Genomic DNA, 21558 nt, shown 5'->3' with positions numbered 1-21558 from the left:
CTCGTCACCACACTATTTAAAACAGAATTATGTAGTGGCATAGTTAATTTGGCCACCTGTTAAGAGGTGATATTATCACCATAATAGACACAGGTGGATACATGAAAAAAGATACTCGTCGTCGCTTTAGTGACGAATTTAAATTAGAAGCAGCACAATTAGTTGTTAGTCAAGGTTACACGGTACGGGAAGCTGCTGAAGCCATGAATGTTGGCAAATCAACTATGGATAAATGGGTACGCCAACTACGCAATGAGCTATCTGGCGATGCAGTACCAGCAAACCCAATGACAGCGGATCAGAAAAGAATTAAAGAACTCGAACGCCAGCTGAAACGGAAAGATGAAGAGAACGAAATATTAAAAAAGGCTACTGCTCTCTTGATGTCCGACTCGATGAAAGGTTTGCGCTGATTCAGCGACTGAAAGAGAGCTACAACGTGAGCCGATTGTGTGAGGTCTTTGAAGTGCATCGCAGCAGCTTCAAATATTGGGTGAATCGGCCAAAAGGCCCTACAGCGTCAACCCTAAAGCTGCATTCGAAAGTTGAACAAGCTTATGAATTGAGTGGCGGCTCTGCTGGCTCTCGTACTATAGCTTCCATCGCTACAACGGCCGACTATGTAGTAAGCCGTTATCGAGCAGGTAAGGCAATGAAAGCCCTGGGTTTGAGGAGCTGTCAGGTACCGAAGCACAAATACCAGCGTGGTGGCAATGAGCATCATGTGGCACCAAATATTCTGAACAGAGATTTTGCACCTGCGGCTCCGAATCAGGTTTGGTGTGGCGATGTCACTTATATCTGGACGGGCAAACGATGGGCATACCTGGCTGTCGTGTTGGATCTTTACGCAAGAAAGCCAGTGGGTTGGGCTATGTCCCACTCGCCGAACAGTAGGCTAACTAAGGCGGCACTACAAATGGCATTTGAAATGCGAGGGAAACCGGAGGGTTTATTATTCCATAGTGATCAGGGCTGTCATTACACCAGCGTAGAATTTAGGCAAACGCTATGGCGCAACAAAATAAAACAAAGCATGAGCCGTCGAGGCAATTGCTGGGACAACAGTCCGATGGAACGACTCTTTCGGTCACTAAAAACGGAATGGGTACCTGTTAAAGGTTACGGAGACTTTGAATCGGCCAAGCAACATATTGTGAAGTATTTAGTCGGCTACTATAGCCAGAAAAGACCTCATAGTTTTAATGGTGGATTAGCTCCCAATCAGAAAGAGAAAGAATACTTCAAAAACTATAAAGGGGTGGCCAAAATTAGTTGACCACTACATTACTGTTCAACATAAAGACTGACTGATGTAACAGCCAGAATAGATTAACCGGTTCTAAGATAACACTCCGAAGACACTTTAACCCCCTTACTCCATCGACGCTTAAATCGATCCGCATACTGCAATAACGAAACCCGCGAACCGGCACTGTCTCCATAAGACCGACCATAACTTTGAACATGTTTCAGCCATTGATTCGGGTCGATACCCAGTCGGCTGATCAGTTTTTCGGTGTCAGGATGTATGGCACCCCGTTTGTCATCTCGCAGACAACGCCCGGTGGTATCAATCAAATCGAAATAGTCTTCCCGGGTGAATGGAAGGGCTGCATGAATGGAATCCTGCTGACGTCCACTGAAAGGCATCAATGGAGATTCCGGTAGGTGATCAAGCTTCAACTCACGCTTAAGTTGGCGTTGTTTGGAAACACGCTGGGTGAGTGTTTGTTCGGTAGCGGTTTTGGTTTGGGTGGTTTTGTATTTGGCGTAATCGAACAAGCGTTGCTGAATTGAGGTAAAGTCGCTATCGATCAGATCATCCGCCATGGCAGCACGTACTGGGTTCAGGTCCACATAAGCCATACAGGTCAGTAATGCACCTTCATCCAATAAAGCCTGAGACTTGAAGCGCCCTTCCCAGAACCGGCCTTTGCAGTTGTCTTCTTCATTGGCCATACGGGCAATGGTTTCATTGACACCACGCATAAACCAACTAATGGAACACAAACGTTCACGCCACTGGGCAATCGTAACCGACACGACTTGTAACTCGGCGGCTGACATTGTTTTACGCGCCGCCAGCCAACGGTTTATCAATACATCCCCGTTGTACAGCTGTAACCAGCGTTCCACCACCTCATCATCCGACCAGCTTTGAGCGCGTGCCTGATCGACATGTAGCACCACATGATAATGATTGCTCATGATCGCATAGGCACAAATATCAATGGCGTACACATAGGATAAAAACCGCAGACGCGACACCAACCACTGCTTACGGTGATCAAAATTCTCACCAGTTTCAGAATCAGCACCACACAAATACGCCCGCCGAACACAGCGCACCATGCAGTGATAAAAGGATGTCTCTTCCAGAGAGACTTGTTCGTTACGGGGTTTGGTCATGGTGGTCGATGTTAGTTGATGTGGGGATATAATTCAAGTTTATGGGTGTCCTTTTTATCGTTATCGTTAGCAGCGATCAGGATGCCCTGCTGAACAATATTCATTCCCGCATAAATCGCCGCACCAACGGCCGCAGAAGCAATCACAGCAGCCGCAACAGCGACTGTCGTCATAACCACACCGCTGGTGGCAGCCAGCGCTGCGCTCATGATGAGCATTTCGCTTTCTGCCGAACGTTTGGCATGGTCGAGCCGATGATCTCGCTCTCGTTGTAGACCTTGTGCGTATCAGCGTCGAGCTTGCCGCTTTCTACGCTGTTCGGCACGGTAATCGTCTGACCGGCTTTGAGGGTAGCTGTACCACTCAAACCATTCGCCTCTGCCAGGATAAACCACAGATTGGCATTGCCCAGCAGATTGGCTGCCACTTGACGCAGGGTTTCACCGCCGGTGGCAGTAAAGCTACTCAAGGCACTGGTTGGAAAGTCTTCACTGATATTGACCAGAGAGCGGTAATCACCCGTTCCGAGATTGGTGACCTGATTGCCTTTGTCATCCGTGCCTTTATCACCAACGGCATGGCCATTGGCATAAAAGTAAGTGCGGTTGTGGGTTTTCAGGTCCTCATCCGCCGGATTAATGTTTCGATATACGATCTGACCATCGTTGTTGTAGCGGAAATCGCCGATTTCAGTAATTCAAGTTTATGGGTGTCCTTTTTATTTTTATCCCACTCAATCCAATCGTCAGGTTTATAATAACCACCTACATCAAAGTACTCAGCGTTTGCGTCTTACTCTTTATTTCTCAAAAGTCAGCCCCAATTTTTCCCTAGCCAATTTGATAATCATATCAACTTCCCAATCCAATAAGCGATTTCCATAGGAGTCATATTTTCCAAGAAGTTGAGACTCTATCGGGAATTCTTCACTGAGTTTTTCGACAATCCATTGGCCATCATTTTTTAAATCAAACTTAGAAACAACATAATCATAAAAGTCTATTTTCTGTTTAATCATTGGGTTGGGTATGAAATTTTTAAATTCATCCAACTCTTCATTTGTAAGCATATCAATGAAACCATCGACAACGTCATTGATACTTTTTGCCTTCGAATTTATCATGAAATACACCCTAGTTCTTTATAAAGCTATATTGGATCCATTCATTATTCTGCAACACTTTATCCAAAATAATTTTTGCGTTGAAAACTTCCATTTCCGCTTTTGATGCACCAACTGGTAATTGTCTGACACCACTTTGAAATTCGGACTTTAACTCAGATATTGCAATCTCTTGCTGTTTAGACATGTAACCAATAGCCCCCATTTGGTTACCTGCATATTTAGGGGCATTGTCTGCAAACTTTATTACATGTATTCCTTCTTCAGTCACAGCTCTAATTTCCTCAGCACCACTACCAAGTCCAGTTGAGATATCTTGTATAGAAAACGTAGCGCCACTCGGATGGTTATGTGTCATAATATTTCCCTCAAGGGAACGCAACTGTTCTTCATCAAAACGAAGTTTCCTTGGATTCGAAATAGGTGCTCTAGTGGTTGCTAATACCTCTCCTGATTTACTATCGACAATATATCCAATTTCTCTTGGCCTTCCAGCTATTTTAGACTCTAACATCTCCAGAGTAGAGTTCACATTTTTACCCTTTGGAAATACAGTAGACAATTTGCCTTTTGCAAGATTACCAAGCACTCGTAACTGTCTGACACCATACTGAAGGCCCTCTGCGGATAACTTGGCCGCCGCTTTCCCACCATTCCAAAGTGATTTGGCACCATCAATGACACCCTTTGGATTTCTGACTGCGGAAAATCCCAGAGTTGCTATTGTGGCAATCAGCTCAGCTCTAGCTGCTTCACTCTCAAATGCGGAATAGCCTATCGTCTGATAAGTCTTCTCATCAATGAAACCTGTTGCGCGTAATGTCTGCCATGTATTAAGAGATACCCCTTCTGCGCCCTCAGGATTAGCAAAATACTGGATGGTGGCATTATCTACACGATCGATCTTATCGTGCGAAATATCAGGTAAATCTGAGTAACCAAGTTGTTCCATGCCTTTTACAGCAATAGCGCCAACAAAGTTTCCTTGATCGATGATTGTTTCTGCGAATCTTTTCCGATTATCTGCCACTATGCTGGCTAACAGCTCAGTGTCATCTGTTTTTAAAACGAGACCACTGATCTGTGCATAAGGTGAGTCATAACCATTTTCGCGGATATCCTGTACAACGTGAGCAAAGAACTCGTCATCGTTCAGAATATCTCTACCCACTTGATCCAAGTTATCTCGATGGGCTAGTAATGCTTTGAAATTATCCGTTGCTATTTCTTTATCGGACAATTTTGACTCTGAATCAATTACGCTATCGAATATCGCACCTTGTTCACTAGAAACTATTTCTCGGTCATTAACGTCTATGAAAGACATTCGTGATATTGCTCGTTTTTGTTGAACCCGCTTCATCGCATCCTGCCCCCAGGTGTCTGTTTTCAGCACCTGCTTAATTTTTCCACCTGCGTATTCCCCGATTTCTCTCGCAACGCTGTTCTCAAAGTAACTGTAGGCGGCTTCTTTATCGATGCTCGACAGCGCCACCGCGCCAACGGTTTCCAGCGCCGAACGCTTGATCACATCGGTGTAGCGGGTACCTTGAACGTTATCTCCCACCACCGCATTGAAGGTCTGACCAATGGCATTGACCCAGTCTGCATCTGTTAGCTGACCATTATGATTGATGGACGTTTCTGCCAGATTCAGCCAGGGACTGATGTAGTTTGCGTTCTGGTTGATCCAGTTCACAGCCGCCATCGCTTTGTTGGCGTTATCTGCGGCCTTGCCTGCCTGATTTGCGGCTTCACTGCCATCACCGAAGACCGAGAGCATCTGCAACGTCATTCCACTCCAGTTATTGATATGACCATGCTTGTCTGTATAGGAGGAACGGTTGACGTAGATCCTGGTCGCCTGGATGGCGACTTTGGCCAAGGTCTGTGCTACGCCAGAGAGCATGCCGGCTCCGGCCGTGGCCGCTGCGAATGCACCACTTTCCGCGCCGCTAATGGCCTGTTTTCCAACTTGGGACCAGTCAAATCCATCCTGGATGTCAGCAGCGATCAGGATGCCCTGCTGAACAATATTCATTCCCGCATAAATCGCCGCACCAACGGCCGCAGAAGCAATCACAGCAGCCGCAACAGCGACTGTCGTCATAACCACACCGCTGGTGGCAGCCAGCGCTGCGCTCATGATGAGCATAGAAGCTCCAGCAGTCAGTGCTGCAGCGACTACTGCTACCACCACCATGATGACAATGGCAAAGAAGTTTTTACAACGTCTGCTCTTCGCTTTCTGCCGAACGTTTGGCATGGTCGAGCCGATGATCTCGCTCTCGTTGTAGACCTTGTGCGTATCAGCGTCGAGCTTGCCGCTTTCTACGCTGTTCGGCACGGTAATCGTCTGACCGGCTTTGAGGGTAGCTGTACCACTCAAACCATTCGCCTCTGCCAGGATAAACCACAGATTGGCATTGCCCAGCAGATTGGCTGCCACTTGACGCAGGGTTTCACCGCCGGTGGCAGTAAAGCTACTCAAGGCACTGGTTGGAAAGTCTTCACTGATATTGACCAGAGAGCGGTAATCACCCGTTCCGAGATTGGTGACCTGATTGCCTTTGTCATTGGCATAAAAGTAAGTGCGGTTGTGGGTTTTCAGGTCCTCATCCGCCGGATTAATGTTTCGATATACGATCTGACCATCGTTGTTGTAGCGGAAATCGCCGATTTCAGTAATTCAAGTTTATGGGTGTCCTTTTTATTTTTCTCTTAGCCAGTTCTCACCTGACGAGAAGAAGGTAGCCAAGGAGCTACTAGACAGCCTAATTCTTAAACACACCGCCAACCGGCTATCTGCAAGCAACGGGTGAACTATGACTATCCCTACCCGGCAGATTCGCGCTGTCTATGACGATAAAACCATTCGTGTGTATCAGGCTTACAGCGATGCGATTGCGAACTCTGCTTTAGAGCACGGCACTTTCAAGTCACCGCCCTTCAAGATGGAACGCATGACGTGGATTAAGCCATCTTTTCTTTGGATGATGTATCGCTCAGGTTGGGGTAAAAAAGACAGCGGCCAGAAACGCATTCTGGCCATCGACATTACAAGGGAAGGTTTTGAGTGGGCGCTGGAACATAGCCTGCTTAGCCATGAAGCCAATAACTATAAAAACAAAGAAGAGTGGCTAAAGATTAAAAACGCAACTCCCGTTCGCATCCAGTGGGACCCCGAACGGGATTTGCATTTGCAGCCTTTAGAGCATCGGGCAATTCAAATCGGACTCACTAACGAAGCTGTACCACTCTATGTTAATGAGTGGATTCAGAACATCACCGAAGTGACAGAACTTGCGGAAGAAATCCATACTCTTGTGGAGAACGGCGAATTGGAAGCCGCCAGACAGCGACTTCCTGTTGAACGCCCTTACCAAGTGAACAATAAATTGGCGCAGACACTCGGCATGGCGTTTATTTAGATACCGCCATTTCTACTACGATTTCTGAATAGTTTATCCTACCCCCTGGCGCTGGCTGCATTTTCAATTCATCCAGCGCGTAGAGTATTTCTACTCGACTACCCACTTTAAAAAGCTGGCGATATTTCTCACTGTCAACAAAAATACTTTCCGTATGCGACCCTCCATCATTTAGCAAGAGATCAAAGGTATTTGCTTCCATACCTTTCTCTTGCCCTGAGACAAAAAGACGCTCTATAACACCAGAAACATGCCGCACCGGCAAAACACCTTTTCGAAGGTTGTCCCACCATTCATCTGAACCAAAAAGCCCATGCGTTCCTTTTAATCCGAAGGGCCTAGATTCATCTTGAGTTAATGCTTGAGCCATCGCCACTTGCTCTGGGTCATTCTTGAGTTCTTCAGACAATTGGTAAACCAACTGCAAAGAAGAATTATCTTCATCTAATTTTAAAAACATAAAACTTCCAAAACTTAATTCAGTGGCTCGTATTTAAGAATATTGCTATTAAATATTTTTAGTGCTTCGCCTTTCCCAAGCCCCGTATTTACAACACCGTAACCTTCATTCATAGCTCTAATATGTGCGTTCTTAGCACCCTTAGAGCCTTCCAGCTTGAACATTGCATTATTGGCTGTCCAACCACTGGTTTCCGTTGGTAAATCAGGGAACAGCTTCGAAGTACCAGGATTACCCGAAACACCTATAGTTTGAAGTTGATCCATTGTTCCCTTTTTCACGGTAATCCTTACAAGCGTTCCGTCATAGCCCGCTGAATACGCCTCCAAAGGAGATACAAAAGTTTCACCGGTAGCTGGCACTTGACCAGTACGTTGCATCTTCGCAAAGTCGGCAGGACTCATTGTTCGATATAAAATTTCGTTCCCATGAGCATCGAAGTCTAATACCGGGCTTACTCGATTGGGCGAATGCGTGACTGGAATTCCAATAGTATTTTTGTTTGGAACTCTACCCTCCAACTCCTTCACCGTCAACGCAGCTTCATTATCCACATCAAACCAGCGTTGACCTCGGGTATCGGCAATCACTTCTCCCGTCTCACCCAAACGCTTCAGTGAGGCCAGCTCATTCAGAACCTTAATACCCTTACCAATTGGTAAGGCCATTGCTGCTTCTATAGCCAGGTCTTGTACACCACTATCCCGGATAGATCGTGGCGCTTCGGCGTAATTCATTTTCTCGAACCCGGACAACACCGCATCCATTGTGCCTACTGTCAGAGAAGATGCCACACCACCCACACCGGTTACAGCACTGGTAAAGTAGTTACCATCCCTGAAGTTTTCTACCGCCAATTGGAGCCCGATATCTCCGGCTTTACGGAAATCACTCTTCTGGGCATACAGGTAAGCAACCGCTCTCGATTCTGACGTCGTGGAGGCAATGGTCGTATCCAATATCCGTGCCCCTCCTCTCATCTGGGTTTCCAGGCGATTATATTCTGAACCATCTGCCAGATAGCCAATAGAATCGACGATAGCCTGATAGGATTTCATCGCATCGTCGCCTTTGGCGTACTGAAAGATCCGATCAAGACCTTTGTCTTGAAGGTATTGGTCAGACACTCCGGTATCTATGGCTGAGGAAAGCATGGCAGCAACATCTCTTAAACTCTCTGCTGAGTATTGTGTACCTGCCATCCGTGAACGACTGATGCTTTTCACCGTCCAGGGTTTACTTTCCACACCAAAGGTCCGCAAAAAGTCCCTGAGTTGGTTGTTGGCATCTATTTGATTGCTACTACCTATTTTCAGAGATTCACCATTGGCCACGGCATTCAGGATCTGCCGAGCGGCAGCGCCTGATAGCTGGCCAGATGCATTTGTATTGACATTCATCAACGAGCTATAGACTTCGTCCGCCTGGCTTGCAAGATCACCCAAAGTACCCATTTCTTCCGTACTGAGGTTCCAACGCAGATCCACATCATTGTCGAACGGTTTGACACCTTGATCATAGAGGTTGGTTAACGTACGTTTCTGATCTGGGCTTAAAGCTCCAAAGTTGTCATTACCCAAAGCCCTCATCGCAAAGATAGCGTCTTGTATCGGATTGGCGAACTCGCTCATACCTGCATACTCAACCCCATTGGTCTGATAATCCGCAAATATCCGTTCAACCCCAAAGTACTGATCCCGTATATCCAGGGCATTCGCTTTTCCAAAACTGTAAGTTTGTGCGCCGTTGCCAAAATCCAGGCTATAACTGAAAGAACCTATCCAGGCACTTTTCGCTGCGTCTTCAAGCATACCTCTGCCAATCAACGCTCCTTCGTCCAGCTTTAAATCACGGATGCCCCGCAGGTTTTCCAGTTTCGCCATCAGCTGATGCCCTCTCTCTTCCATGGCAAAACCGTAAAGTTCTGCAGCAGCATTCGGATCCATTTTTGCTCTTTCAGCCAAGTCAGCATCTACACTCACCTGACCTGTTTCGTGATCGAACTTGGCATAGGCCTTTTCTTTGCCGCTTGATAATCCATTGACCAATACATATGCAGTATCAAACTCGCCGTCCTTTGCAGCATCCAGTAGCACTTTCTCTTCTGCTTCAGTAATGTGATAGGTCTTTTTGACCTGATTGATCATCTGAGCGGCGGTACGCAGACGCTTCGCCCGCTCCATCGCATCCTGCCCCCAGGTGTCTGTTTTCAGCACCTGCTTAATTTTTCCACCTGCGTATTTCCCGATTTCATTCGCAACGCTGTTCTCAAAGTAACTGTAGGCGGCTTCTTTATCGATGCTCGACAGCGCCACCGCGCCAACGGTTTCCAGCGCCGAACGCTTGATCACATCGGTGTAGCGGGTACCTTGAACGTTATCTCCCACCACCGCATTGAAGGTTTGACCAATGGCATTGACCCAGTCTGCATCTGTTAGCTGACCATTATGATGGATGGACGTTTCTGCCAGATTCAGCCAGGGACTGATGTAGTTTGCGTTCTGGTTGATCCAGTTCACGGCCGCCATCGCTTTGTTGGCGTTATCTGCGGCCTTGCCTGCCTGATTTGCGGCTTCACTGCCATTACCAAAGACCGAGAGCATCTGCAACGTCATTCCACTCCAGTTATTGATATGACCATGCTTGTCTGTATAGGAGGAACGGTTGACGTAGATCCTGGTCGCCTGGATGGCGACTTTGGCCAAGGTCTGTGCTACGCCAGAGAGCATGCCGGCTCCGGCCGTGGCTGCTGCGAATGCACCACTTTCCGCGCCGCTAATGGCCTGTTTTCCAACTTGGGACCAGTCAAATCCATCCTGGATGTCAGCAGCGATCAGGATGCCCTGCTGAACAATATTCATTCCCGCATAAATCGCCGCACCAACGGCCGCAGAAGCAATCACAGCAGCCGCAACAGCGACTGTCGTCATAACCACACCGCTGGTGGCAGCCAGCGCTGCGCTCATGATGAGCATAGAAGCTCCAGCAGTCAGTGCTGAGCGACTACTGCTACCACCACCATGATGACAATGGCAAAGAAGTTTTTACAACGTCTGCTCTTCGCTTTCTGCCGAACGTTTGGCATGGTCGAGCCGATGATCTCGCTCTCGTTGTAGACCTTGTGCGTATCAGCGTCGAGCTTGCCGCTTTCTACGCTGTTCGGCACGGTAATCGTCTGACCGGCTTTGAGGGTAGCTGTACCACTCAAACCATTCGCCTCTGCCAGGATAAACCACAGATTGGCATTGCCCAGCAGATTGGCTGCCACTTGACGCAGGGTTTCACCGCCGGTGGCAGTAAAGCTACTCAAGGCACTGGTTGGAAAGTCTTCACTGATATTGACCAGAGAGCGGTAATCACCCGTTCCGAGATTGGTGACCTGATTGCCTTTGTCATCCGTGCCTTTATCACCAACGGCATGGCCATTGGCATAAAAGTAAGTGCGGTTGTGGGTTTTCAGGTCCTCATCCGCCGGATTAATGTTTCGATATACGATCTGACCATCGTTGTTGTAGCGGAAATCGCCGATTTCAGTATTTCCCTTGGTGTCTTTGGACTTGCTGAACCGGGTCATGTGAGCATTACTGTCGTACTCGAAACTCGTGGTCGTGGTCTTGGTTCTGGCTTTCTTGGTATTGTCGCCATCCAATGTTTCTTTGAGCTTCAAACCACTGGCGCTGAAGGTGGTATCGTCCCAGATATGACTGACCCGTTTGTCCTCCGTTTTTGAATACTCTGGATCACTGGCCGTCGTGATTTTAGTTTCATAGTTCTGCATATCAACGTGTGTGATTTGCCCGGCCAGGTCATAGTCATTGGTGGTCACGCTACGAGTATTTGTTTGGATAGTTCCAGTAATCCAGGTGTAATCGGCGTCATTATTAGCGGACCCACCACCGTGCTTGATCCTCCTGATAAAAGCTTCCTGCTTGGTTTTATAATCAATCTGCTCCGATCTGACGACACGAGTACCTTCACTGTTAAAAACAGTGTTCTGCCGTTGTTTCTCTTGATCACCCGCAAACACCTGATAACTGACATTATTACCCTGAGCATCGTAACCCCAGGCAGCATGCCAGGTCTGGCCATCTTTTTGCCATTCGGAGCGAACAACCTGACCGTTAGCATTATAACGATAGCTATATATGTTAGAGCCATCGTCATAGCTTTTGCGCAGGCCATTACTGTAGTAGGTGTAGTACTGGTGCTTGCCACTGAGATGATCGTAAACCTGACTCAGACGGCCATGATTCCATCCGTATTCGAGATGGGTGCTCAGCGTGCCTTTATCACTTTCCGAGGTATAGTCTTTCCAACCTTGTACGGTGTATAGCTGACCATCAGCAGTAAAACTGTAACGCATAGCGACATTAGCATAATCGTCGTGCCAGAAAACCAGCTCTCCCATATCATCGTATTCAAAGCGGATATCTGCTTCGTTGGTGCTGTAGTCACCATTACGGGTGCGAATCTCACGAATACGGCGATCCATATCATCATATTGGTATTTGGTTTTGACACCCGTGCCAATATCATCAATCTCAGTCAAACGGCCTCGGCTGTCATAGCTGCGACGAATGTCTTTGGTACCCATAGTACCAATGTGTTCCAGGCTGATCGCCGGAGCCCACTCGCGAATCAGACGACCGAAATCATCATAACTGTAATGAGTGGTACGACCATCGGCATCGGTCTCCTGCATCAGGCGTCCAAAGGCACCATACACTTTACTATTGACGTGATCATTGGCATCGCGCGTACTGATCAGATTACCAAATGCATCGTAGTGCATATTGTCCACCACAGCTCGACCATTGTGATGATCAATACGCGTGACGACACGGCTCAGGCTGTCATAGAACTCAATGACGTCATGATTGGCAAAGCGACTGCGGATACGGTTTCCGCGACTGTCGAGCAGGTATTCCGTCGCTATGTCACCTGTGCTCTGTTTAATCAGCCGACCAGCATTGTCGTACCAGCTACGAATAACCTGGGTCGTATTGCTGGTTTCGATTTGTTGGGTACGCTGGCCAAAAACATCATAGCCGAAACTGAAATGGTCATCCGTGCCAGCAACATACTGGGCGCTCAGGTTGCCATATGAGTTATAGACATTTTCAACACCATTACCAAGGGCGTCGAGTTTGGCCGTCTCACGACCCAGCTGGTCGAAGCGACTAATCTCCTCACGCAATACCCCCCCACTGGCGGCACGATAACGGGTAGTGCGTAATTGCCCGACAGCATCGTAATCAAAGCTCACGTAGCTACCATCAGCACGGGTTTCACGAACGACATGGCCGTTATAATCAAAAATCTTAGTGCTGACCGAACGCTCTCCATCTGCGGACGCAATGCCCCAATGGCTGACCTCACGATTCAATGCATCATATTGACTGTACTGAGTATATGATTCGCCTTTACCACTGAGCTGGTTCTCTTCTGTCCCCCATTCGGTGGTTTCCAGGCGATTACCCATGGCATCGAGCTTGTAAGTCGTCCAGATGCCGCTGTCATTGTAAGTGGCTACCACATTACCTAAAGCGTCATAAACACTCTTACGGAAGTAGCCGGTATCTTTGCCAGAGACTTGTGACTGCCCAGAGTAACTGGTGTCATCAAGTACCAGATTAACATTCAGTGTCTGAGCAGACAGTAAGACCTGACCCGTATAGAGTCCGGCAGCTACCTGCAGGTTATCGCCACTGGGGTAGATACGACCATTGATTTCATGGTTATCCAGACTTAAGGAGTAGTGATCAATCCAGCTGGTGGATTCATCGGCACTATTGAAACGTACCCAGTCAACCAGAACTTCCGTACCGTCCTTAGTGCGATAACTGAGTTTAAGATCGTAGGCTCCATCAAGGGCAAGATCATCGAGATCGACAAGGTAGCGACCATCTGCGTCCGGAGTCAGTGTCTGAGTATTATCAAAATTCAGGCTGGTACTGGCAGCTTTCCATGACAGAGTCAGGCCATTGCTATCCATTGCAGCAATTTGATCGGCATCAAGGGTTAAAGCAACCTGGGCAGTACGGTGATCGGCCAACATCACCGGATCACCATTGGTATCTGTCACAGGATTGCCATCAGCGTCTTTCTGCGGTATTTCCACCAAAGCAGTGGTGACCTCCAGAGAGTGCGTACTGCCAACCTGCTCCCCACTGTAGAGCTGATAATACTGGTTCTGATTCGCCAGCTCACTCAGAGTCAGATAGTTTCCTTGCTGGACATTGTCAATACGTTGTCCATCAAGGATCAGAGCATAACCTGGATTGTTTATGGAACCCGTTCCCGCGAGTGCAATTGCAATACTGTTATTGTGATAATCCTGACTGGCGATACCGTCGAAGTCATTACTCGCCAGAGTATGGCTAAAGCTGGCCAGTACAGCCTCCTCGCCATCGATATTGGCGCGAACGCTAACCTTATAATCGCCAGCCAACAGTCCCTCCATGGTAACGGGGAAAGCAGTGCCTGCAGCAATTTCATCAGCCGACAACACCTGCGCCATGACCACCGGGGTTTCTGTGCTATCCGACGGCAACTGTTGCTCCCATACAACCGCGATACTGTCAAAATCAATCAGAGTATTGGGCAGTACTGGAGTCATGCTGACATTGAAAGTACCACTACCGGTATCAGAAGCATAACTGACACTGTAATCTGTTGCGGTGCTATAGTGTGCTTCACTGGCTCCCATCGTCAGTGTTTCACCCGTATAATTTTTACCGGCTGAGGTCCACTGTACCTGGTATTTGGTACTGGCGCTTAATCCCCTCGGCAACTCGGCACGATAGCGGTCATCGCTCTGTTGTACCAAACTGTATTTGTTGCTGCCCAGTTGAATCACCGGATTGCTGACCGGGCCGTTAAAACTGACCTCGGCGGCATAATGGTCACCAGAAGCAACCATCTCAACCTGCTGATAAGTAGCAGGTACCGCAACATGATATTCTTGACTGACCGTCTTATTGCCACTTCGACCCACTGTGACAATACGGAAATATATGTCCTCTCCTGGCGCTGCAGTCAGTGCCGTCTCACCACGACTGGTAATACCGCTCTGGCTGGCATTCTCAGTCAACGCCTGCCAATCAATTTCCCCGGTACTGCTAACCGCATCCACTCGTGAATCAGAATAACTCATCACATATGCCCTGGACTCTCCGGACCAATGCACCGTAAGCTGATCCCCCATTACCACGGACACACCCGTCGCGACATCCGGGAAATCGGATACTGCACCGGTGTAAATCAGAGTCTGATTGCCGAGGGCATCATATTGGAATACCGAACCGGTACCATCCGGTGACACGGTACGAATCAAATCACCGGTTGCGTTATAGGCACTCCAGGAGATGAGGTTCCAGTTGATTCTGGTCTGACGATTGCCGTTGAGGCTACTGTTCTGACTTTCCGCCAGATCGGTAACTGGTGTAACTTCACGTTCTATTTTAGCGGTTTGTTGATTACGACCATCGTAACGATATTCGGTCACCAGATCATTATCATCATAAATAACACCGCCAATCGCTTCTCCACCATCTATTTTTTCTACTTCAAGAATTTTCTGATCAAGAGCGTCATAAGCCATTTGACTGATACGATGGCCATTGACAGCGCTGATCTGGGCACGCAAATCAGCAACGGTTTCATTACGGAAATCACCTGAACTGACACGACCATTAAAACGCTCACGCGCCACCACATTACCATTACCATCATAACTGAATTCGCTAAGAGTGCGTTGCTCGTCCACGGCAGCAACCATACGATTGGCGGCATCGAAGTAGAAGTACTCCGTGACAGCCAGATTACTGCCCGCAGCTCGGGTTTTGGCAATCTGATTGCCATTGGCGTCGTATTCATATGTGCTGGTAATCCGTGTGGTGATAGCACCATCTGCACGAGTCCAGGTTTCGACTTCGGGAGTTGTCTCCTTAATCATTCGACTGGCCGTATCATATTCACGCGAAATGGTATAAGTAACTACACCTTTACCGGCGAAAGTGAAACCTTTAGCCGGAATTTTTCCACCTTCAAGATCTGTTACCACAACAGGAGTATTATACTGCCTCTGCTCGACAACATTACTCTGGTCATCGTAGACGGTTTCAGTCAAATAACCCAGGGCATCGACCATGGCTATCTGGCGCTGTTTAGCATCATAGTAAAACAGCGTCAGATGACCGTTCTTATCCCGGTGACTGGCAGCATTACCCCAAGCGTCATAGCTGTAGGTTTCGTAAATCTCTGCCAGCGACTGAGTCACACTGACATTTGCAGAAAGATCGAGATCGTAATGCTCTACTTGTGGGTAATCGATACGAGACAGACGGCCAGCCTTGTCATAACTCATAAGCACCGCGATACGGTGATCATTGGTCACAACAGGCTGCTTGGTCACATCATGAGCATCATCACTAAGAAACTCGTTGTAGCGATATTCGGCTACCTTGTCGCCAAACAGGTCATACTCCCATGCAGTTAATGCATTACGGCCGTTCAGCTCGGCGACTTGCTGACCATTACTGTTGAACCAGCGAGTGGTCTTGAATCCATCTGCATCGATAGTCTGGGTTTCATTACCCAAAGCATCATACACATGTTGAACCACCAGGTTTTGCTGTGTGCTTACCCAGCTCTCACCATCGAAACGAGTGACCTGAACGGAAGGTTTGATCTCGCGGATAACGCGATTGGCCTGGTCAAAGACGAATTGATAGATATTGCCATTGCCATCGGTAACCGCGACACGGTTACCAACTGAATCATAGCTGTACCGCTTACTCTCACCCAGGCTATTTATTTCACCAGTAATTCGATTGTTTTGATCATAGCTATAGGTTGTCTTGTGGCCATTACCGTCAATATAGGCAATTTTGTTACCAGCCAGATCGTATTCAAAACCTTCAGCAATCTTGAGTCCATCCGGATCAAAGGTGCGGGAGACTTCCCGGTTATTCAGGTCATACTGGTATTCAGTTACCCGCACAACTTCTTTATAGCTACTGCCAGCTGGAGTCGAAATGCTTTCTCTGACTTTGTTACCGGCGGCATCATAACGATATTCTGTGATCACGCCATCGACGTCGGTAAACTTGATCAGGCGGCCACTGGCATCGTATTCATAGTAAGTGGCGCGTTCCTGCAGATTGGTGATATCACGTTGAACTTCACTGAGCTGGTAGCCCTGTGAATTATAACTCCAGGTAGTCACCCGACCTTCTGCATCCATGGCAGACAGTTTGTTGCCGTTGGCATCGAAGGTCATTGCCGTAACACGGTCCTGACTGCTTTCCACCAGCAGCGCACTGATAACATCGAAATCATATCGATCCTGCACCGCTATCGTTGAGATATCGATACTGTGTGCGAATTGCCGGGTACCAATAGCATTACCAAATACATCATTATCAAAACGGGTAACACCGCCTTCGGCATCCACCACGGCAATCAACTGACCGCCGTCACTATAGTAGTAACGTGCCTGATGACCTTCTGCGTCGATCACTGCAATACGATTGCCACTGGCGTCATAGCGATACTCGGTCCGGTTGCCAAGAGCATCGATATCCGCAACCTTTTGGTTCAGCAAATCATATTCGCTGCGGGTGGTGCGTTCTTCGGATGTGCCGTAGGCCATGGATTTGCTAATGACATTACCGCGACTATCATAGCCATAACGGGTAACTGCGCCATAATCGTCAGTTTCAGTTACAACCCGCCCCTCACTGTCGTAGCTGTAAGCAATAGTTGACCAGACTTCTGGCTCCTGGCTCTGTAACTGGCGCTGATAGGCAACATTGCCATATTGATCGTATTCGTAACGAATAATACCGCCTGCAGGCTGCCTGGTTTCAATATGCTGACCGGCAGCGTTATAGACGTCTACCGTAATACGTGCTGCAGTACCGTTCAATTTATTCGCGGCACCGGTTTCCCGCGTACGGTTACCAATAGCATCGTAGCCATAGGTCGTTGTGGACCCATACACATCAGTCATTTTAACCAGTTGTGACTTGGCATCGTAGTCAAATGTCAGGGTCTCAATACTGACGACAGAGGCTTTTTCGCTACTATAGCCAGGGTCGGTATCGGCTAACAAATACTGGCCACTACGGATACGAATCTGATTACCAAAAGCATCGTACTCCATTGTGGTTGTAAAGCCTTCCACATCGGTCATTGCAACCTGACGACCCAACTCATCATATACGTAGTGACGGGTCTGCACTTCACCTTTGAATTGTTTATCTGCAGTCAGTGAACCATTATCAGCGCCCTGGGAAACAACTGTTAAATGACCATAAACATCATACTGGTTGACAGTTTTCAGCCCACTGGCATCCACTTTGACCACAACCCGGTCCAAGCCATCATAAGCGGTATATACCGAAGTACCGTCGGGATTGATCTGCTCAATCACCCGACCCCGTGCGTCATGTTTATACTCCGTTCGCTGGCCATCAGCATCAATAGTGGCAATCACCCGACCACGGCGATCATACTCAGACCGGATGATCCGCTCATCAGCAAGCCCCTTGGCTTCTATACGGACAATTTCCTTACCAAAGGCGTCATATTGATGCTCAACAATCACACCATTATGGTTTTCCGTAATCAACTGACCACGAGCATTGTAGCTATACCGGATATTCAAACCATTATTGTTGGTTTCGCTCAGTATGCGACCCAAAGCATCGAATGTACGATGAATTTCGAGACCGGCGTTTTCAACACCCACCTGAGGATGATATTCAGAGGTACGGTTGCCGAGGCTGTCATAACCATAGCGGATGGTATAACCCAGAGCATTGGTTTCAGCGATCTGATTACCAGTACTGTCATAGGAATATTTGGTGCGGTTACCAAAAACATCTATTTCAGCAGTAACATTACCGGCACCATCGTATTCGTAATTGGTAACGTGTGTGTCTGGGTTCTGGCTATTCATCAGCAGCGTAACTGCAGCATAAAAATCTGCATCACTGTTAATCTCAGCCATAGATAAAGCATCAGCAAAGCGTACTTTAGTCAATAGTTCGCCAGACGCATTATATTGATAAGCAATGACATATCCGGCCGAGTCAACTTCCGCACTCAGGCGACCAGCTGTGTCATAAATATTATAACTGCTGTGCAGCCACTGAAAACGAGCATTCTCACTGGACAGATCAAGCAAAGTGGCTTGATATGAACCTGTCTCAATGACATGCCCGGCCGCGTCATACCAATATTGTGTCATCAGCGTGGTGGAATTGTGATCACTGCTGTCAATCATTCCACTGACATCTGCAGTCGCAATCAAACGGTCCAAGGCATCGTAACGGTAGTAAGTAATTTTATCCTGGTTGTTGTCATAAACCAGCTGGGCTGCGACGTCTGCGAGGCTCGGATTAGCTCCCACAGAAACAGGATTAACACACTGAGCGGTAGCCAGCACATTTCCATTGACGTCATACTGATAAGCAGTGACATATCCTTCTGGATCGATCTTAAATACCGGTCGGTTCATCACATCGTAAACAGTGCGGGTAATGGACAATGCATCAGCTTTGGCAAATTCTGTTTTGGCCTGAGCATTGAAATCCTGCACAGTCGTCTTTTGAGTGACAGATTCAAAATCGATACTCCAGTCATTCAGGGTAAATGACATATTCGAATTAGGCTTAACTCTTAACTGCCAGGGGCCGACCACATCCTGATCACCAGCGTCTATTTCAAAGCTTTTGTGTAAGTGATTTTTACCATTATCGGAACGATAGGGCTTGAGACTATAGGAATTTCCATCCGGACCGATCAGCGAAAGCTCCATGTAATACATGTCTGGAAAATCAATATCTACATTGACAGTCAGCTTCCCTGCCTCTCCTACTGCTTTTACCGTGTCAAGTGCAAAGGTATAGCCTGTAGATCTGTAGTTATAGCTTCCCTGTCCCTGTCCCTGAACATTGAGAGGGTAATTATGCAGTAGCAGCCCTAGCTGGGCGATGGAGACATCCAGCACTTTTTCAGCAATCTGATTACCATTGCCGTCATAAAAATACTGTGTGACCTGATTGTCAGCCAGGACTTTATAGCTCAACCGGCCATCCTGATCATACAGATAATAGGTAATAGTACTTTGCAGACCTTTTAGCGTGGCTTCGAGATCAGCCTCTGACTGCCATGCATCCAGTGTAACTGTGCCGTGATAAAGCACTTCGGCAATAACGTGTCCTTCCTCATCATAGACTTTCTGTATTACCTGACCAGTACTGGTCATGGTATAGGTTTCGCGCCCGGCCAGATCATAATGGTGGTACTGGCTCAGGCTCTCGCCCTGAATGCTTTGCACCACGTTACCATGATGATCATAAACATAAGTCGTGCTGACCGCAGTACCATCCGGATCGGTAATTTCCTGCTCCAGACGGCCAAGGTTGTCGTAGACATAAGCAGTCTTCAACTCTGTGGTCATGGTTTGGCCATTGCTGGCCAGCTGTCCTTCTGTGACCAATACCTGATTACCCAGACCATCATGGCTGAAGCGCTGAACATGACGGATACCATCGGGATCCACAAGACGCTGCGCCACCTGACCATTACGGTCAAAGCTGATTTCGGTGATTTTGCCACCGGGTTCGGTAACCCGGACCTGTTCGCCAAAAGCGTTATAGGCATATTGAGTGGTCAGTTTAATGCCTTCGCTCTCAGCTATCTGGGTGCGTTCCAGCAAGCGGGCAGCTTTATCGTAACGATATTCAGTCATCAGACCATTGGCGGCAATGGTTTTAATACGCTGATCGGCCTCATCATAGCTATGCTGAATCGCTGCGCCATCGGCACGGGTTTCCTTAACTAACTGACCGTTCTGATCGTACTCATAGTGAGTGACATTGCCATTGCCATCGGTCACAGAGATTTTTTCACCAAAGGCATTACTGCTGGTTTCGGTAATGATGCCTTCCGGACTGGTCACCCGTACACGGGCACCATTTTCCAGATATTGATAGCGGGTCACCGCACCTAAAGCATCAATGCTGGCAAGCACCCGACCATAAGCATCATAAGTGGTGATGCGACGTTCGTTTTCACCATTAATGCGCTCAATGATCTGACCATTGCGGTCATAACCAGTACGGGCGATCACATCACCGCTTTCAATGGTCAAAATCTGACGACCAAAGGCGTCATATTGCTGTTCTGTTATCAGATTCAAACCAGCAGTATCCATGGCACGAACCGTCAGCAGGCCGCGATGATCATACTGATATTCATTAATGACCTGACGGATGGATTGGTTCAGGCTGTTCAGCTCAAGATCCTGCAACTCACGAATCAATTCGCCAAACATATTGTATTGATACTGCGTCTTATAGCCTTCAGCGTCAGTTTTACTGACCAGCTCACCTTGCTGGTTATAGTGCGAATGGATGGTACGGTCTGCACTGCTCTGTTTGATTTGATCAGTCAGAGCAGCATCGATAACCCCGCCGCTGATCACACTCAGATCGGCGACAGCGGTAGCATAATGGGTTTCATCAGTGACCCGGCCAAGGGTATCGTATTGATACCCTGTCAAACTTCCCTCTGCATCTACCTGATACACCAACCTATTGTTATCGTCATAATAAAACCAGATAGTTGCACCGCTTTCGTCCGTTGTACTGATTTTGCGACCAAAAATGTCGTAAACGATACGGCTGCCATCGCGCTGTTCACTGACAGCACGAGCACTACTTTGTTCAATGACACGACCCAGCCGATCAAAGCTACGGTTGCGCACCCGCTGGTTGTCGCCAACATTGTTGATTTCGGAGACATTATTACCAAAGTCGTCATAGCGATATTCGGTGATGACACCACGCTCATTCGTCGTGCGTACCATCCGACCACCGGCATCGTACTCGAAGACCAAGATCTGCTGATCCATATCTGCCAGCAGGGTCTGCCAGCTTCCAGAAGCAATCTGTTCCTCCGTAACAGTCTGTCCATAGCGAATCTCTGCCGTCTTCAGGCCCAGGCTGTTATAACGGTATTCAGTCACCGCACCTTCGGCATTGATAGAATAGCGAACCTGTCCCGCGTGATTACGTATCCAGTGATTGGTCTGCTTGTTGGCTGTTTCCAATGAAGCC

Annotated in this window: 10 protein-coding genes (1 of these 10 only partly in view); 3 read left to right on the top strand and 7 right to left on the bottom strand. The window is 47.8% G+C overall.

What is annotated here, in order from left to right:
• Positions 1 to 101: 101 nt before the first annotated feature.
• Positions 102 to 1279, top strand: a protein-coding gene (locus YC6258_RS28110; protein WP_144407603.1) for an IS3 family transposase whose coding sequence is annotated in 2 segments (ribosomal slippage) — positions 102 to 360 and positions 360 to 1279 — 1179 coding nt in all. Because the reading frame shifts where the segments join, the coding sequence is not laid out codon by codon here.
• Positions 1280 to 1332: 53 nt separating this feature from the next.
• On the opposite strand, the gene YC6258_RS30920 is transcribed toward YC6258_RS28110, so the two are convergent.
• Together YC6258_RS30920 and YC6258_RS09465 are read right to left on the bottom strand one after the other, a co-directional pair.
• Positions 1333 to 2412 carry a transposase gene (locus YC6258_RS30920; protein ID WP_044616777.1) on the bottom strand — a complete coding sequence of 360 codons (1080 nt, stop codon included), beginning with the start codon at positions 2410 to 2412 and terminating at the stop codon, positions 1333 to 1335.
• Between the two features lie 11 nt (positions 2413 to 2423).
• On the bottom strand, positions 2424 to 2630 hold the full coding sequence (locus YC6258_RS09465; protein WP_044616776.1) for a hypothetical protein: 207 nt from the start codon (positions 2628 to 2630) through the stop codon (positions 2424 to 2426).
• 62 nt (positions 2631 to 2692) lie between these two features.
• Between YC6258_RS09465 and YC6258_RS09460 the strand changes: the two genes are divergently transcribed.
• The gene (locus YC6258_RS09460) at positions 2693 to 3169 is read left to right on the top strand and encodes a hypothetical protein (protein WP_044616775.1); all 477 of its coding nucleotides are present in this window, start codon (positions 2693 to 2695) and stop codon (positions 3167 to 3169) included.
• A 42-nt stretch (positions 3170 to 3211) separates the two neighbouring features.
• Here the strand turns inward: YC6258_RS09460 and YC6258_RS09455 are convergent, their stop codons facing one another.
• Both YC6258_RS09455 and YC6258_RS27245 read right to left on the bottom strand, forming a co-directional pair.
• Positions 3212 to 3535 carry a hypothetical protein gene (locus YC6258_RS09455; RefSeq protein ID WP_144407602.1) on the bottom strand — a complete coding sequence of 108 codons (324 nt, stop codon included), beginning with the start codon at positions 3533 to 3535 and terminating at the stop codon, positions 3212 to 3214.
• A 10-nt stretch (positions 3536 to 3545) separates the two neighbouring features.
• Complete coding sequence (locus YC6258_RS27245) at positions 3546 to 6026, bottom strand: hypothetical protein (RefSeq protein WP_144407601.1); 2481 nt, start codon at positions 6024 to 6026, stop codon at positions 3546 to 3548.
• Between the two features lie 334 nt (positions 6027 to 6360).
• Here YC6258_RS27245 and YC6258_RS09440 point away from each other — a divergent pair, with 334 nt between their 5' ends.
• Complete coding sequence (locus tag YC6258_RS09440; RefSeq protein WP_044616772.1) at positions 6361 to 6966, top strand: DUF4291 domain-containing protein; 606 nt, start codon at positions 6361 to 6363, stop codon at positions 6964 to 6966.
• Here YC6258_RS09440 and YC6258_RS09435 read toward each other — a convergent pair.
• The 3 genes in view from YC6258_RS09435 to YC6258_RS30915 are tightly spaced (at most 14 nt apart) and all read right to left on the bottom strand, a layout consistent with a single transcriptional unit that may run on beyond the window.
• Positions 6959 to 7426: a hypothetical protein gene (locus YC6258_RS09435; protein WP_044616771.1), complete on the bottom strand. Its 468-nt coding sequence runs from the start codon at positions 7424 to 7426 to the stop codon at positions 6959 to 6961. The two genes, YC6258_RS09440 and YC6258_RS09435, sit on opposite strands and share 8 nt — an antisense overlap.
• A 14-nt stretch (positions 7427 to 7440) precedes the next feature.
• The gene (locus YC6258_RS27240; RefSeq protein ID WP_052830189.1) at positions 7441 to 10401 is read right to left on the bottom strand and encodes a hypothetical protein; all 2961 of its coding nucleotides are present in this window, start codon (positions 10399 to 10401) and stop codon (positions 7441 to 7443) included.
• Between the two features lie 14 nt (positions 10402 to 10415).
• Positions 10416 to 21558 carry the 3' portion of a calcium-binding protein gene (locus YC6258_RS30915; RefSeq protein WP_044616770.1) on the bottom strand. Its footprint extends 18146 nt past the window's final position, so the window shows 11143 of its 29289 coding nt (coding positions 18147–29289); its start codon lies off the right edge, out of view; its stop codon occupies positions 10416 to 10418.

The sequence above is a fragment of the Gynuella sunshinyii YC6258 genome, assembly GCF_000940805.1.
In the GTDB taxonomy this organism is placed as follows: domain Bacteria; phylum Pseudomonadota; class Gammaproteobacteria; order Pseudomonadales; family Natronospirillaceae; genus Gynuella; species Gynuella sunshinyii.
Note: the sequence above shows the minus strand (reverse complement) of the source record. Positions and strands in the feature narration are given on the sequence as shown.

Bases quoted from the DNA above. Each gene is read 5' to 3' on its own strand.
- YC6258_RS09440 (WP_044616772.1), top strand. From the start codon at position 6,361: ATGACTATCCCTACCCGGCAGATTCGCGCTGTCTATGACGATAAAACC.
- YC6258_RS30920 (WP_044616777.1), bottom strand. From the start codon at position 2,412: ATGACCAAACCCCGTAACGAACAAGTCTCTCTGGAAGAGACATCCTTT.
- YC6258_RS09455 (WP_144407602.1), bottom strand. From the start codon at position 3,535: ATGATAAATTCGAAGGCAAAAAGTATCAATGACGTTGTCGATGGTTTC.
- YC6258_RS27240 (WP_052830189.1), bottom strand. From the start codon at position 10,401: ATGCTCATCATGAGCGCAGCGCTGGCTGCCACCAGCGGTGTGGTTATG.
- YC6258_RS09435 (WP_044616771.1), bottom strand. From the start codon at position 7,426: ATGTTTTTAAAATTAGATGAAGATAATTCTTCTTTGCAGTTGGTTTAC.
- YC6258_RS09465 (WP_044616776.1), bottom strand. From the start codon at position 2,630: ATGCTCATCATGAGCGCAGCGCTGGCTGCCACCAGCGGTGTGGTTATG.